Source organism: Jeongeupia sp. USM3, assembly GCF_001808185.1.
GTDB lineage: Bacteria > Pseudomonadota > Gammaproteobacteria > Burkholderiales > Chitinibacteraceae > Jeongeupia.
In genome coordinates, this window is the sequence record NZ_CP017668.1 from 2,390,204 (window position 1) to 2,404,680 (window position 14,477).

13 protein-coding genes are annotated in these 14,477 nt (G+C 67.5%); 8 read left to right on the top strand and 5 right to left on the bottom strand.

Features of this window, described 5'->3' with window-relative positions; translation table 11 throughout:
* The first annotated feature begins 48 nt into the window (after positions 1–48).
* From BJP62_RS11210 to BJP62_RS11220, 3 genes are read left to right on the top strand one after another with little or no spacing between them, the layout of a single operon-like run.
* On the top strand, positions 49–846 hold the full coding sequence (locus BJP62_RS11210) for a 5'-methylthioadenosine/S-adenosylhomocysteine nucleosidase (RefSeq protein ID WP_070529718.1): 798 nt from the start codon (positions 49–51) through the stop codon (positions 844–846).
* On the top strand, positions 843–1,166 hold the full coding sequence (gene arsC / locus BJP62_RS11215; protein WP_070529719.1) for an arsenate reductase (glutaredoxin): 324 nt from the start codon (positions 843–845) through the stop codon (positions 1,164–1,166). The genes BJP62_RS11210 and arsC overlap by 4 nt, the downstream gene beginning before the upstream one ends.
* 39 nt (positions 1,167–1,205) lie before the next feature.
* Positions 1,206–2,093, top strand: coding sequence for a Rho-binding antiterminator (locus BJP62_RS11220; protein WP_070529720.1), 888 nt, complete (start codon positions 1,206–1,208; stop codon positions 2,091–2,093).
* A gap of 53 nt (positions 2,094–2,146) precedes the next feature.
* Here BJP62_RS11220 and BJP62_RS11225 read toward each other — a convergent pair whose 3' ends face one another.
* Complete coding sequence (locus BJP62_RS11225) at positions 2,147–4,378, bottom strand: glycosyltransferase (protein ID WP_070529721.1); 2,232 nt, start codon at positions 4,376–4,378, stop codon at positions 2,147–2,149.
* Positions 4,379–4,639: 261 nt separating this feature from the next.
* Between BJP62_RS11225 and BJP62_RS11230 the strand changes: the two genes are divergently transcribed.
* Positions 4,640–5,377 (top strand): dienelactone hydrolase family protein, encoded by a 738-nt coding sequence (locus BJP62_RS11230; RefSeq protein ID WP_070529722.1) that lies wholly within the window; start codon positions 4,640–4,642, stop codon positions 5,375–5,377.
* Between the two features lie 21 nt (positions 5,378–5,398).
* On the opposite strand, the gene BJP62_RS11235 is transcribed toward BJP62_RS11230, so the two are convergent.
* Complete coding sequence (locus BJP62_RS11235; protein ID WP_070529723.1) at positions 5,399–6,187, bottom strand: SDR family NAD(P)-dependent oxidoreductase; 789 nt, start codon at positions 6,185–6,187, stop codon at positions 5,399–5,401.
* A 174-nt stretch (positions 6,188–6,361) separates the two neighbouring features.
* On the opposite strand from BJP62_RS11235, the gene BJP62_RS11240 reads away from it, so the two are divergent.
* Both BJP62_RS11240 and BJP62_RS11245 read left to right on the top strand, forming a co-directional pair.
* Positions 6,362–7,384, top strand: coding sequence for an adenosine deaminase (locus BJP62_RS11240; RefSeq protein WP_070529724.1), 1,023 nt, complete (start codon positions 6,362–6,364; stop codon positions 7,382–7,384).
* A 25-nt stretch (positions 7,385–7,409) separates the two neighbouring features.
* Positions 7,410–8,798 carry a DUF2252 domain-containing protein gene (locus tag BJP62_RS11245; RefSeq protein ID WP_070529725.1) on the top strand — a complete coding sequence of 463 codons (1,389 nt, stop codon included), beginning with the start codon at positions 7,410–7,412 and terminating at the stop codon, positions 8,796–8,798.
* A gap of 636 nt (positions 8,799–9,434) precedes the next feature.
* Here the strand turns inward: BJP62_RS11245 and BJP62_RS11250 are convergent.
* From BJP62_RS11250 to BJP62_RS11260, 3 genes are all read right to left on the bottom strand, one after another.
* Positions 9,435–10,337: a transporter substrate-binding domain-containing protein gene (locus tag BJP62_RS11250; protein ID WP_070529726.1), complete on the bottom strand. Its 903-nt coding sequence runs from the start codon at positions 10,335–10,337 to the stop codon at positions 9,435–9,437.
* A gap of 183 nt (positions 10,338–10,520) precedes the next feature.
* A complete protein-coding gene (locus tag BJP62_RS11255) occupies positions 10,521–10,874 on the bottom strand; it encodes a RidA family protein (RefSeq protein ID WP_070529727.1) in 354 nt (117 codons plus the stop codon).
* A 16-nt stretch (positions 10,875–10,890) separates the two neighbouring features.
* Complete coding sequence (locus BJP62_RS11260; protein ID WP_070529728.1) at positions 10,891–12,123, bottom strand: D-amino acid dehydrogenase; 1,233 nt, start codon at positions 12,121–12,123, stop codon at positions 10,891–10,893.
* A 110-nt stretch (positions 12,124–12,233) separates the two neighbouring features.
* Between BJP62_RS11260 and BJP62_RS11265 the strand changes: the two genes are divergently transcribed.
* Positions 12,234–13,169 carry a LysR family transcriptional regulator gene (locus tag BJP62_RS11265; protein ID WP_070529729.1) on the top strand — a complete coding sequence of 312 codons (936 nt, stop codon included), beginning with the start codon at positions 12,234–12,236 and terminating at the stop codon, positions 13,167–13,169.
* A gap of 95 nt (positions 13,170–13,264) precedes the next feature.
* On the top strand, positions 13,265–14,455 hold the full coding sequence (locus BJP62_RS11270) for an NAD(P)/FAD-dependent oxidoreductase (RefSeq protein WP_070529730.1): 1,191 nt from the start codon (positions 13,265–13,267) through the stop codon (positions 14,453–14,455).
* Positions 14,456–14,477 lie beyond the last annotated feature (22 nt).

Genomic DNA, 14,477 nt, shown 5'->3' on the forward strand with positions numbered 1-14,477 from the left:
GCCGGTGGCATAGACTGGCGGTTGTCCCGCACCGAAGAGAGAACCCCGATGATCGTGATCCAGGGCGCGATGCAGGTCGAAGTCGCAACATTGGTCTCGCGCTTGAGCGAGGTGCAGTGCGAAACCGTCGGCGGCTGGACGTTCTGGCGCGGGCGCCTCGCCGGCACGCCGGTCGTCGTCAGCCGGACCGGCATGGGCATGAGCAATGCCGCGGCGGCGACGGCGATCGCGCTCGAGCGCTATGCGCCAGCCGCGCTGATCAACCAGGGCACGGCCGGCGGCCATGACCCGCAGCTGCGGCCGAACGATCTGGTCCTCGGTACCCGGGTGATCCACCTCGGCGCATTCCAGAGCCCATTCCGCGACACCGGCAGCGGCAGCGACACGCTGGCGTGGCGGCCGCTCGACCTGATGGACCGGAGCGAGAGCGCCGATTTCACCATGCCGGTGCCGATGTCGTTCGATGCCGATCCGGACCTGCTCGCGGCGGCGCGCGCCGGTGCCGACGGCTATGCCGCCGGCCGCGTCGTCGACGGCGTGATCGGTTCGTCCGACGTCTGGAACAACGAGCTCGACCGGATCGCCCACTTCCACGCCCGCTACGGCACCCTGGTCGAGGAAATGGAGGCGGCATCGGCCGCACAGGTGTGCGGCCAGTACGGCGTGCCCTTCCTGTGTGCACGCGTGGTATCGAACAACATCGTCAACGCTTCGCCGCACGACGTCGCGACGGCGATCGCCTGCCAGGACTTCGTCGCCGCGCTGGTTGCCCGCTACCGGCCGGCCGGGCCGGTTCCGGCGCTGCTGCGGCCGGCGGCCGGCAAAGTCGAAACGGAACAGCCATGATCACCATCTATCACAACCCGCGCTGCAGCAAGTCGCGCGGTGTCGAAGCCGAAGTCATCGAGTACCTGACGGCGCCGCCGGACGTGGCCACCCTGCGCCACCTGCTGTCGCTGCTGCGGCTGAGTCCGCGCGAGCTGATGCGGCGCAAGGAGGCCGAGTACGCCGAACTCGGCCTCGACGACCCGGCGCTCGACGATGCGGCACTGCTGGCGGCGATGGTCGCGCACCCGCGGCTGATCGAGCGGCCGATCGTCGTCGCCGACAATGCGCGCGCCGCGCTTGGTCGGCCGCCGGAGGCGGTGCTGGCGCTGCTCGACTAAGTTGGGATTTCCACTCACGCGAGAGACAAGGAGAAGGCGATGAAGTTGTGGAGTGATTCGTTTCATGACGGCGCCCCGATCCCCGGCGAGTTTGCCTTTGCGGTGCCCGACGCGACCCGGCACCTGACGCTGTCGGCCAACCGCAACCCGCATCTGGCGTGGCGCAACGTGCCGCTCGACACGCGTTCGTTCGCGCTGATCGTGCACGATCCCGACGCACCGAGCAGCGGCGACGACGTTAACCGTTCCGGCCGCGAGGTGGCCGCCAGCCTGGCGCGCACGGAGTTCGTCCACTGGGTGCTGGTCGACATGCCGGCGAAGACCTCTGAGATTGCCGCCGGCAGCCAGGCCGACGGTGTCGTCGCGCACGGCAAGCCGGCGACGGCGCCGCTGGGCCGGCACGGCGTCAACGACTACAGCGGCTGGTTCGCCGGCGATTCGGCGATGGCCGGCCAGTACCACGGTTACGACGGGCCCTGCCCGCCATGGAACGACGCGCTGGCGCATCGCTATGTGTTCACCTTGTACGCGCTCGACATCGACCGAATCGCGGTCGACGGCGATTTCACCGCCGCCGACGTGCGCAAGGCGATGGCCGGCCATGTGCTGGCCAAGGCGGCGCTGACTGGCACGTATACGCTGAATCCGGCGCTGCGGACCATGGACGGCCATGGCGAGTTCCAGCAGGTATCGTGCGAGGCGCTCGACTACCTCGAGATCGCCTGCATGGGGCGCTACAAGCTGCACCTGGAACTGGTCGGCGGCGAATCGACGACCGGGCTGGCGCAGGACATCCGCGATCACGGTCACGCCGAGTACCTGGTGCTCGGCACGCACGACGGCGAGGTCGAGGTGCGCTTCGACCGGATCCGTGCGCTGACGCCGCTGACGCCGGGTGCGCGCTTCGGCCACGTGGCCTTGCGCTGAGTAAGGCGGCGCCGCACAGCGACGCCGTCTCAGTCACAGGTTGTCGGCCGCCGCTACAGGCGGCGCAGCATCCCGGCCTGCCCGGCCAGACCGCCGACGGCAGGCCGCGGCGCCTCGTCGATCGTCCTCGGCTGCGGCACGGCCGACGGCGCCAGCGCATGGCCGTAGATCGGTGCGACCGGGCTGTCGTAGACGACTTCGGTATCGGTGCCGACCTGGATCCGCTCGAGCCCGGTCCGGGTGATCGTTGTCACCTCGTGCACGCCGGCGGGCAGTGGCGAGAACGTCAGCAGCAGGTCGCGGCTGAGCAGGCCGACCTTCTTGCCGACGCTGGTCCCCTGGCCGTCGTTGTACAGCACCGTGGTCCACTGCCGCCTGCCGACGTGGTTCGCGCGTCTGCCGCGGAACACGTCGCCGAGGAACTGCAGCGGCGTGCGGCTGCGCTCGGTCAGCGACTGCACCTGCCATTGCAGGTCCGAGCCGTACAGAAACAGGTCGAGCCGGTCGCGCTCGGCCGCCGATTTCCAGTCGAACACGCAGCCGATCGCCTTGATGTAGCCGGGCTCGCCCGGCCGTTGCGACGGTGCACGGATCGTCGCGGCGATGTTGGCGCGGATCGGCAGCGTGCCGGACGGCAGGTAGAGTTCGCCGTCGACCTCGGTGCCGTTGCGTACTTCATCGGGCAGTTGCGCGTACAGCCGGAAGCCCGACGAGGAGATGTCGTCGATCGTGCCGTAGGTGGTCGCGCCGCCGGGGAAGCGCAGCCGGGCCGGCAGCGGGATCGGGAAGCGGTACTCGTTGCGCCGGCTCTGGCTGCTGGCGCGGGTGAACAGCAGCATCAGCAGTGCGAGCCCGCCGTTGATCACCGCCCAGATCGAGTTGGCGATCAGCCCGTCGAGCGGCAGCTTGCCGAAGTACGCGTACATCGCCAGGCCGACCGGAACCGCGACGACCGACAGCACCAGGATCAGGAACTGCGGCAGCACGAAGCGCCGGTAGCCGCCGCCGGCGACCGACTTGCTGGTGACGGTGAACTTGAGCTTGCCGCGGATCATCGCCAGCGTCGCCCAGGCGAATGCCCAGAAACGTGCGAAGTTGTACTGCTCGATGATCAGCGTCCGGCCGTAGCCGCGGCTGATTTCCTCGTACATGAAGAAGGTCAGCACAATGTAGGGGATGAAGCGGATCAGGAAGCCCTCGCTGAAGCTCGAGATCGGCGACAGCCCGGTCGTCAGCACGACGATGGGCGCGATGTAGAAGAAGCCCTTCTGCCAGCCGTCGAAATAGGTGCTCATCGACGCGACATAGTTGAGCCGCTGCGCGAACGTCAGCCCGCGCGCGAACAGCACGCCCTCGCGGCGCCAGATCTGCATCGCCCCCTGGCCCCAGCGGATGCGCTGCTTGATGAACGGGATGATCGACGCCGGCGCAATGCCGAATGCCAGCGAATGCGGGTGGTAGACCGACGAGAAGCCGGCCTTGTGCAGCTTCAGCGAGGTGTGCAGGTCCTCGGTGACCGTGCTGGTGGCGAAGCCGCCGATCGCATCGAGCGAGGAGCGCCGGAGGATCGCGCAGCTGCCGCAGAAGAACGCGGCATTCCAGTAGTCCTTGCCGCGCTGGATCACGCGGAAGAACAGCGACTGCTCGGTCCAGACCGTCGTCTGTCTGTCCTTGCGGTGCTGGTACGAATCGAGGTTGAAGAAGTCCTGCGGCGTCTGCACGAACGACACCTCGGGATCGTTGAAGTAACCGAGCGTTTCGACCAGGAAGCGCCGTGCCGGCGCGTGGTCGGCGTCGAACACCGCGACGAAGTCGGCCCGGCTCTGCGCCAGTCCGGCGTTGAGGTTGCCGGCCTTGGCGTGCTCGTTGCTGCCGCGTGCGTGGTAGCCGCAGCCGAGCTCGGCTGCGAGCTGCGCCATTGCCGGCCGGTTGCCGTCGTCGAGCAGCCAGACCTTGTGCGGGTAGTCCATCTCGATTGCGGCGAGCAGCGTGCGCCGGACGAGGTTGACCGACTCGTTCAGCGTCGGGACCAGCACGTCGACGCTCAGCCCGGGTGGTGCCGGGGGCATCTCGCGGTCGGCCAGCCGCCACGTCATTACCAGGTGCAGCAGCGCGGTGACGAAACCGTACAGCTCGGCGACGTAGAGCAGCACCGAGAAGACCGGCGCCTGCGGGTTGAACACGGTCGGCCGCCAGCTCAGGTAGATGACGGCGACGACCAGGTAGGCGATGACGACGAGGATTTGCGCCGGGCGCAGTTGCTCGTACCGGATGCCTTTGCTCATGATGCGGCTCCTGCATGACCCGTGCCGCTTTGTCCGACGACCGCGGCGGGTCGTTATCGTCGGCGGCGCGAGGCACCGCCATGGCGGACTTTCTAACTTATGAGATTCACGCTAGCACCGGTGCCGGTGCTTTGCGCCTCAAACGACAGCCGGCAAGGCGGGAGCGCCGGCCGGCCGGAATCGGTGGCCGGACGGCGGGCAGGTGCGCGCGGCGCGTTCCGGCCCTACACTCGGGGACCGTCCACCCATGGAGCCCGCCCCGTGATCACCCAGAGCCACTTTGTCGACCTGCCGACCGCAACCGGCAGCATGCGCACCTATGTCCACCGCCCGACCGGCGAAGGCCGGTATCCGGCGGTGCTGTTCTACTCGGAGATCTTCCAGCAGACCGGGCCGATCGAGCGCGCGGCGCGGCTGATCGCCGGCCACGGTTATGCGGTGCTGGTACCCGAGGTGTTCCACGAGCTGAATCCGGCCGGGACCGTGCTCGCCTACGACGACGCCGGCCGCGACAAGGGCAACGCCGACAAGGCGGCCAAGCCGGCCGAGCACTACGACAGCGACAACCGGGCGATGCTGGGCTGGCTGGCGGCCCAGCCGTGGTACGACGGCCACGCCGGCGCGATGGGCTTCTGCATCGGCGGCCATCTGGCCTTCCGCGCCGCGCTGCAGCCCGAGATCGCGGCGACCGCGTGCTTCTACGCGACCGACCTGCATTCGGACACCATCCCCAACGGCCCGGGCCAGCACAGCATGGACCGGCTGGCCGAGATCCGCGGCGAGCTGTTGATGATCTGGGGCAAGCAGGACCCGCACATTCCGGCCGCCGGCCGTGCGCAGGTCTACCAGAAGCTGGCCGATGCCGGCCTCGACTTCGGCTGGCACGAGTTCAACGGCCAGCACGCCTTCATGCGCGACGAGGGCGAGCGCTACGACGCGCAGCTGGCGCTGACCGGCTACCGGCTCGCGCTGGACCTGTTCGGCCGCACGCTGCGCTGACCGTGATCCGATGCGGCGCGGCTAGTTGATCGACAGCGCCGCGTCGACGACGAAATCCCGGCCGGTGCAGCCGCGGCTGGCGCGCGAGGCGAGGAACAGCGCCATGTGCGCGCAGTCGCTGGCGTCGAGGCGGAACTTCAGCGCCTGCTGGTCGAGAAAGCGCTGCTCCATCTCCGGCGTGCCGGCGTCCTGCCACAGCCGCACCTGCTTGTCGGTGCGGATCGCGCCGGGGACGATGCTGTTGACGCGGATGCCGTCCGGGCCGAGGTCGCGGGCCAGGGTGCGCGTCAGCCCGTGGATCGCCGCCTTGGCCGTCGTGTACGCCGGCATCGTCGGGTTGCCGCGCATCCACGCGATCGACCCCATGTTGATGATCGTGCCCGCCTGCCGGGCGCGCATGCCCGGGACGACCGCCTGGACCGCAAACACGTGATGGCGCAGGTTGGTGGCCATCGCGTCGTCCCAGTAGGCGGCGTCGAGGCTGTCGAGCGTATGGCGGTCATCGCGCGCGGCATTGTTGATCAGCACGTCGACGCCATGCCAGACCGACTCGACCTCGTGGATCGCCGCCTGCAGCGCGGCGACGTCGCGGACGTCGCAATGCAGGTACTGCATCGGCGCGTCCGGGTGCCGCGCCAGCAGCGCGTTGGCGGCAGCATCGTCGATGTCGAGGAAAGCCACCCTGGCGCCCTGCGCCAGAAAAGCCTCGACCAGCGCCTCGCCGATGCCGGATGCGCCGCCGCTGACCAGCACGCGCTGGCCGGCGAGGTCGGCGTAATGCACTTCGGTGTAACTGAGGGCGTTGGGCATGGTGCGTCCTTGCGGCGGGTTCGATGCCGCCAATCTAGCGCGTGCCGCGGCCGGCCGGTACGCAGAAATGTCAATCCGCCGGCGGTTTTTCCGGCCGGCCATCGCGTGAAGTCATTACAGAAGCGGGCGGGCCTGATGGGCTAAACTCGCAGGGCCATGCCCATGGAGTACACGATGTCCGATTCCGCCCGCGCCGACTGGCTGCGCCGCCTGCCCAAGACCGAGCTGCACCTGCACATCGAGGGCACGCTCGAACCCGAGCTGATGTTCGAGCTGGCGCAGCGCAACGGCGTGACCCTGCCATACCCGGATGTCGACGCGCTGCGCGCCGCCTACGATTTCCACAACCTGCAGTCCTTCCTCGACCTGTACTACGCCGGTGCCGGCGTGCTGCTGACCGAGGCCGATTTCTACGACCTGACCTGGGCCTACCTCGAACGCGCCCACGCCGACCGCGTCGTCCACGTCGAGATCTTCTTCGATCCGCAGACGCACACCGAGCGCGGCGTGCCGTTCGAGACCGCGCTGGCCGGCATCCGCCGCGCACTGCTCGACGGCGAGGCCAGGCTCGGCATCGGCTTCCGGCTGATCCTGTGCTTCCTGCGCCACCTGTCCGAAGAAGCGGGCTTTGCCACGCTCGAGCAGGCGCTGCCCTATCTCGAGCAGATCGACGGTGTCGGCCTCGACTCGAGCGAGCGCGGCCATCCGCCGGAGAAGTTCGAACGGCTGTTCGCCCAGTGCAAGCAGCTCGGCCTGGCGCGCGTCGCCCATGCCGGCGAGGAAGGCCCGGCCGACTACGTCTGGCAGGCGATCCGGCTGCTCGACGTCGCCCGCATCGACCACGGCGTGCGCGCGCTCGAGGACGACGCGCTGGTCGCCTATCTGGCCGAGCGGCGCATGCCGCTGACCGTGTGCCCGCTGTCGAACGTCAAGCTGCGCGTGTTCGACACGCTGGCCGACCATCCGCTGCGCACGCTGCTCGAGCGCGGGCTGGTGGCGACGATCAATTCGGACGATCCGGCCTACTTCGGCGGCTATGTCGGCCAGAACTGGCTGGCCTGTGCCGATGCGCTGGACCTGACGCGCGCCGAACTGGTCCGGCTGGCGAAGAACGGCATCGAGGCGAGCTGGATGAGTGACGCCGAGAAATCGCGCTGGTATCTGGACATCGACACGCTGGCCGCCGAGCCGGCCTGACCCACCCTCACCCGCGGATACCGCCATGGGCAACATCAGCCGCAAGCACCGCCAGAGCATCGGCAAGGCCATCCGCGACAGGGTGCCGCGTTCGGCCCATGCGCACTGGCCGCAGCGCGCGCGCGATCCGGTCGCGCTGATCGAGGCATCGAGCGCCGGCCGGGTGCCGGCACTGGTGCCGCTGCGCTACGGCCGGATGCAGGCGTCGCCGTTCGCCTTCTTCCGCGGTACGTCCTTGCTGCAGGCGTTCGATCTGCAAGGCAGCGCCGACACCGGTCTGGCGACGCAGATCTGCGGCGACTGCCACCTGATGAACTTCAACGTGTTCGCCACGCCCGAACGCAACCTCGTCTTCGACATCAACGATTTCGACGAGACGCATCCGGGGCCGTGGGAGTGGGACATCAAGCGGCTGGCCGTCAGCACCGTGCTGGCGGCGCGCGAGCGCGGCCTGAGCGACGCGCGCGCGCGCGACCTAGTGCGCACGCTGGTCCAGAGCTACCGGATCCGCATGGCCGGGTACGCGCGGATGAGCGAGCTCGAACTGTGGTGCGAGAAGATCGGCTTCGATGCGCTCAAGGGCGCCGTTGCCGACCCGGCGATCCACGCCAAGCTCGACCAGAGCGCTGCCAAGGCGCGCCGCCGCACCCACGACCGGCTGCTGCCGAAGATCACCACCGAGGTCGACGGCACGCTGAAACTCGTCGACAACCCGCCGGTGATCTTCCACCTCAACAACGAGCATTCGCTGCTGCCCGACGACGACGTGATGCGCCAGGCCGCCGACATGCTCGACATCATGCAGCCGAGCTACGCGCAGTACCTCGGTACCCTGCAGGACGACCGGCGCCAGTTGCTGTCGCGCTACCGGATGGTCGACATCGCCTTCAAGGTCGTCGGCGTCGGCAGCGTCGGCACGCGCTGCCTGGTGATCCTGCTGATGGACGAGCACGACCAGCCGCTGTTCCTGCAGCTGAAGGAAGCGCGCGAATCGGTGCTCGCCAGCGTGCTGCCGCCGGCGCCGTACCCGCACCAGGGCCAGCGCGTCGTGTCGGGCCAGCGGCTGATGCAGGCGACCAGCGATTTCTTCCTCGGCTGGCTGGTCGGCCCGACCGGGCGGCACTTCTACGTGCGGCAGCTGCGCGACATGAAGCTGTCGGCGCGGCTCGAGACCTACGATGCCGACATGCTCGAGGCCTATATCGGCTCCTGCGGCTGGACGCTGGCGCGCGCGCATGCCAAGGCCAGCGGGCTGTCGGCCGAGATTGCCGGTTATCTGGGCAGCAGCGATGCCTTCGACAATGCGATTGCCGATTACGCGCTGGCTTATGCCGACCAGACCGAGGCGGACTATGCGCTGTTCAGGAAGGCGATTGCGGACGGGCGGTTGCCGGTGCAGTTGCCGGAGGAGTGAGGTGGGGGTGGCTGCGGTTTGCTCAGGCCGCTGAGGTGTTTAGCGCCTTCGGCGCGGGTAAAGACCTTGATTGCCGGTTCCGCCCGGCGGACGTGGCACTTTCTTTTGCTTCGCCAAAAGAAAGTGCCCAAAGAAAAGGCGACCCCGCATCCGCGCCCCTTCGGGGTGCCCTGTGCTGCTCAGTCGCCACGGCGGGAATCGCAAACTCGCTGCGCTCAAACAGCGATCCCCGACTACCCCGTGCCGACTTGCGCTGCTCGGCGCTACTGAGGGGATCTGGGCGGCATGCAACCGGCAGTGAGCAGATGTGAGGCAAACCAGTTTCGGTGAATCGTGCGCTGCCTTTCATCCCGTTCGCCAGCGCCGAGGAGTGGAGCGAGACGAGCCGGCTTTATGGCTTGGCTCGCGACCGATCGAGGGCAGCCCGGAGGGCCGCAGGGCGCGGGGCGCCTTTGGGGTGAAGGGGGCTTTGGCGAGACAAAGCTCCCTTCCCGTCCGCGCGGCGGAACGCGCATGTAAACGCCTTTACAACCGCGCCGCAGGCGCCAAACGCAGCGACATCAGCCTCCCAAGCCCGCCTGCACCAACAACAACGCCGCCAACCGGCGGCGCTGCTGCTTCAAGCCTTCAAGCCGATTACTTCGCCGGCTCGCTCGTCGGCCTAGCAATGATCTCCTTCAGCTCCGCCGTCATCGGGAACTCGAGGTCGATGCCCTTGGGCGGGATCGGTTCCTGGAACCAGCGCTGGTAGATCTTGTTGATCTCGCCCGACTTGTACACGCCGGCGATCGTGCCGTTCACCAGATCGCGGAACGGCGCGTCGTCCTTGCGCACCATGCAGCTGTAGATCTCGCGCGACGCCGGCGTGCCGACGACGATCCAGTCGTGCGGCGCCTTGGCCTTGGCGCGTTCGCCGTACAAGAGCGCGTCGTCCATGTAGAACGCCATCGCCCGGCCCGACTGCAGCATCAGGAAGGCCTCGCCGTGGTCCTTGGCGCTGATCACGTTCATGTTCATCTGCTCGTCGGCGTTGAGCTTCCTCAGGTAGCGCTCGTTGGTGGTGCCGGCGGTGGTGACGACGTTCTTGCCCTTCAGGTCCTTGAAGTCGCGGATGCCGCTGTCCTTGTGCGTGAGCAGCTGGCCTTTCACATAGATGAAGCCGTAGGAGAAATCGACCTGCTTCTGCCGCTCGGCGGTGACGCCGGTCGAGCCGCATTCGAGGTCGACGGTGCCGTTCTGCACCAGCGGAATCCGCGTCTGCGAGGTGACGAGGTTGTACTTCACCTGCAGGTTGGGCATGCCGAGCGTCTTCTTCAACTGATCGACCACCTTGGCGGCGAGTTCGACCGAGTAGCCCATCGGCCGGCCGCTGCCGTCGCCCAGATAGGAGAACGGGATCGAGGCATCGCGATAACCCAGGGTTATCGTTCCCGATTCCTTGATCTTCTTCAGCGTGCCGCTCAGCTCGTCGGCCGCCGCACAGCCGAGGCTGGCAACGAGGGTCGAGACGGTCAGCGTGGTCAGGACAAACTTGTTCATGCGTGGACTCCCGGTGGTGTAGCGGCCCGTGGCCTGGTTGTGTAGAGCGACTAACAAAATCCTGCTGGCGGTGTTGTACCCGCTTGCCGTGCTGCTCGCGCGGCTGCGCCGGAAGGCAGGCCCCTTGGGGCAGGCCTGGTGCTGTAATCAGGCAAGGCGCAGGCAGCGTTTCATGTGGAACGGTTACTGCGGCTTGACGGCGGTGACGGTGATCTCGACCAGCACCGCCGGCCGTGCGAGTTCGGCCTGCACCGTGGTGCGGCACGGCGCCTTGCCCGGGCTGAGCCAGGCGCTCCAGACACGGTTCATCGCGGCGAAGTCGGCGGCGATGTCCTTCAGGTAGATCGTCGCGCTGGCGATGTCGTCCCTGTGCGCGCCGGCCTCGGCCAGCAGGGCGTCGATCTTCGCCAGCACCTCCTTGGTCTGCTCGACGATGTTGCCGTCGCCGGCCGGCACCTGGCCGGACAGGAAGACGAAGCGGTCGGCGATCACGGCGCCGGAAAGGCGATCATTGCCGGCAATGCGGGTCAGGGACATGCGGGATTTCCTTGGTTCAGGCTGCGGCGAGGCCGGTGAGGTCGATTGCCGGCGCGCGCCGGGTGATCAGGTCGGAGAGGATCTGGCCGCTGCCGCAGGCCAGCGTGAAGCCGAGCGCGCCGTGGCCGACGTTGAGCCAGACGTTGCGGTACGGTGTGGCGCCGATCAGCGGTACGCCGGTCGGCGTCGCCGGGCGCATCCCGGCCCATTCGATCGCGGCATCGTGGTCGCCGGCGCCGGGAAAGCTCTCGCGCGCCTGCGCCCGCAGCACCGCCAGCCGCCGCGGGTCGGGCGAGGCGTCGAAGCCGACGATGTCGACCATCGCGGCGATGCGCAATTGCGCGCCGATCCGGGCGTAGACGATCTTGCGGTCGTAGTCGGTGATGCTGGTTTCGGGCGGCGTGTGGCCGGCGCCGACCGGCAGGGTCAGGCTGTAGCCCTTGAGCGGATACAGCGGCAGCCGGATGCCGGGCAGGCCGAGCGCGCCGCTGCGGTGGCCGGCGGCGATGACGACGTGGTCGAACGGCAGGAAATCGCCATCGACGATCACCCCGTGCGCGCTGCGGCCGTTGTGGACGATGGACGAGACGCGCCGGCCGGTGAGCAGCGTGCAGCGGTTCGACGCCAGCAGCTTCTCGGCCAGTCGCAGGCAGAAGGCGTGGCAGTCGGCGACTTCCTCGTCGGGCGTATGGACGCCGCCGACAAAGGCGCCTGCCGGCAGCGCCGGTTCGAGCCGCAAGCAGTCGTCGGCGCCCAGCACCTGCTGCGCCGCCGGGTCGGCCAGATGCCGCGCCGCGTGCTCGAAACTGGCGCGGTCGCGGAAGGCGACGAGCTTGCCGTTGCGGCGCCAGCCGAAATCGCCGAGGCCGTCACCGGCCAGCCATTGCGCCAGCGTGGCCTGGCTTTGCAGCGCCAGCCGCAGCAGGTGCGCGCCGTTGCGGCGGTTGACCGGGCCGCGGCAGGCGAGCACGAAGGCGGCCAGCCAGCGCCACTGCGCCGGATCGAGCCGCGGCTGCAGCCGCAGCGGTGCATCGTCGCGGCCCAGCCAGCCCAGCGCCTTCAGCGGCACGCCGGCGTCGGCCAGCGGCGCAACGTAGCGGTACGACAACTGGCCGCCGTTGGCGTAGCTCGTTTCGGTGCCGACGTGCTCGCGCGCCTCGATCACCGTGACCTCGAAGCCGTCGCGCACCAGCGCCCACGCCGTTGCCAGCCCGATCACGCCGCCGCCGATGATGCAGATCTGTGCCATGCCTTGCGAATGCCCGTTGAATGTCCCTCGATGACATTCACGTTAATCCGCAGTGACAGCGCCGCGATAATGAATAAACATGGCCTTTGTATAAGCAAAGGTTATGGGCAATGCGGCTACGGCATATCGAGGTGTTCCAGGCGATCCGCCAGAGCGGATCGGTCAGCGGCGCGGCGCAACTGCTGCACGTGTCGCAGCCGGCGGTGACCAAGGTGCTGCAGCACGCCGAACAGCAACTGGGATTTCCGCTGTTCCTGCGCGTGCGCGGCAAGCTGCAGGCCACGCCGGAGGCGATCGAACTCGAGCGCGAAATCGCCAAGGTCAGCGAGAGCCTGCAGTCGGTGCGGCGGCTGGCGCAGAACCTGCGGCGCAATCCGGGCCGGATGCTGCGGGTGGGGGCGACGCCGGCGCTGGCACTGTCGCTTCTTCCACAGCTTATGACCAGCTGGCTAACACGATATCCACAGAGTTCCTGCGAGTTATCCACACACCACACCCGCGAGCTGGTCCAGGGCTTGATGATGCGCGAGCTCGACGTCGGCCTGACGCTGAAACAGCCCGGCCACCCGGGGCTGGCGGTGCGGACGATCGCTTCCGGCGCGCTGGTCGCACTGGCGCCAGACGGCTTCTGGGCTGGGTCAGCCGCCGGCACGCCGCTTGCGCTGGAAGAGCTCGCCGACGCGCCGCTGGTGGGGCTGTCGACCGACGACCCGCTGTCGGCACTGCTCGAACATCATCTCGCCGTGGTCGAACCGCCGCCGCGCATCCGCATCGCCGTACAGACTTATCCACTGGCGCGTGCGCTGGTCGAGGCCGGTGCCGGCGTGGCGATCGTCGACCCGTTCACCGCGCTCGGTGCCGACCCAGCGACGACGATGATCCGGCCGCTGGCACCGGCGCTGCCGATGACGCTCTACGCGCTGACCCGCGCCGACGAAACCCCGGCGCATGCCCTGAGCACGCTGCTCGAGCTGCTTGCGGCACGGGCGGGCGAACTGGTGGCGCGCGTTATCGACGCCGGGAACCAGGCCAAGCCCTGCGGATAAGCCAAGGAAGCAAAGCTGACTGGCGACTTGCTCATTTCCAACCTAGGCTGTTTTCACACCCAGTGTGATCGAACTTTGGCCTAGGAAGGTGAAGAATGGGCAAGCGGATTATTATCGTCGGCGGCGGTGTTGGCGGCACGATGCTCGCCAATCAACTGGTCAAAAAACTGTATCCGGAGATTCAGCGCGGCGAGGTGCGCATTACCTTGCTTTCGAATTCGCCGGATCATTTTTACAAACCCGCTTTCATGTATGTCGCCTTCAATCAGTTCTTTCACGAGGAATTGAAGCGCCCGGAGCGTTCATTGCTGCGCCCGGAAATCGAATTTCAAGTCGACGAAGTCACCCGTTTCGACTTCTCCGGGCAGCACGTGCAGACCCGCAGCGGCAAACGTTACGGTTATGATTTTCTCGTCATCGCCACAGGCTGCGTTCCGGCGCCCGAACGCATCGACGGCCTCAAGGAGGCCGGCGACCACTTCTATCAATACCAGGCGGCACGTCAGTTGGCGCAGCGCCTGAGTACCATTGAAAAAGGCCGGATTTTCATCACGGTGTCCTTTCCCAAGACGCCCAACATTCCGCATCAATGCGGCATCGCGCCGGTGGAAACGACCTTGATGCTGGATGACTTCCTGCGTCGCCGTGGTGTGCGGGACAAGGTCGAGATCGTTTACACCTACCCCACCACCGCCCAGCTCCTGCGCAACTGTCTGTTCCTGCAGCGACCGACCGGCGAGATTCTGCCAGGCGTCTTCGAGCAGAAAAACATCCGTTTCCAGCGCGGCTTCACCCTGAGCAGGGTCGATCCGGACCGGCGCGTTGCCTATTCCGAAGAAGGGGACGAGCAGCCCTTCGATATCCTGATGGCGACTCCGCCGATTCGTGCGGTGGATGTGGTGCTCGAGAGTGGCGTATCACAGGCCGAGAATCACGAAGGCTGGTTGCCGACCAATCATGAAACGCTACAGGTCTATGGACTCGAGGGTGTCTATGTCATCGGTGACACGGTGGACCTGCCTGTCAGCAAGGCTGGAGGCGCCTGCCACAATCAGGCACCCGTGATCGCCAACAACATCACCGCCGAAATCCGCCTGGGGGCGCCCGGCGCGGTGTACGACGGACGCGTTCAGGCGGTAGCGCAAATGGGGCTGAATGCGGGGATGCCCTTGTGGTACGACTATGCGCATGACGTTCTGCCGACGCCGCCGAGCAAACTCGGCGGCCTGCTGCGCAATGGATTCAACCGCGGCCTGTACTGGGCCGTGGCGCGCGGAATGCTTTGATCCTGCACAGGAAGGAAAATCC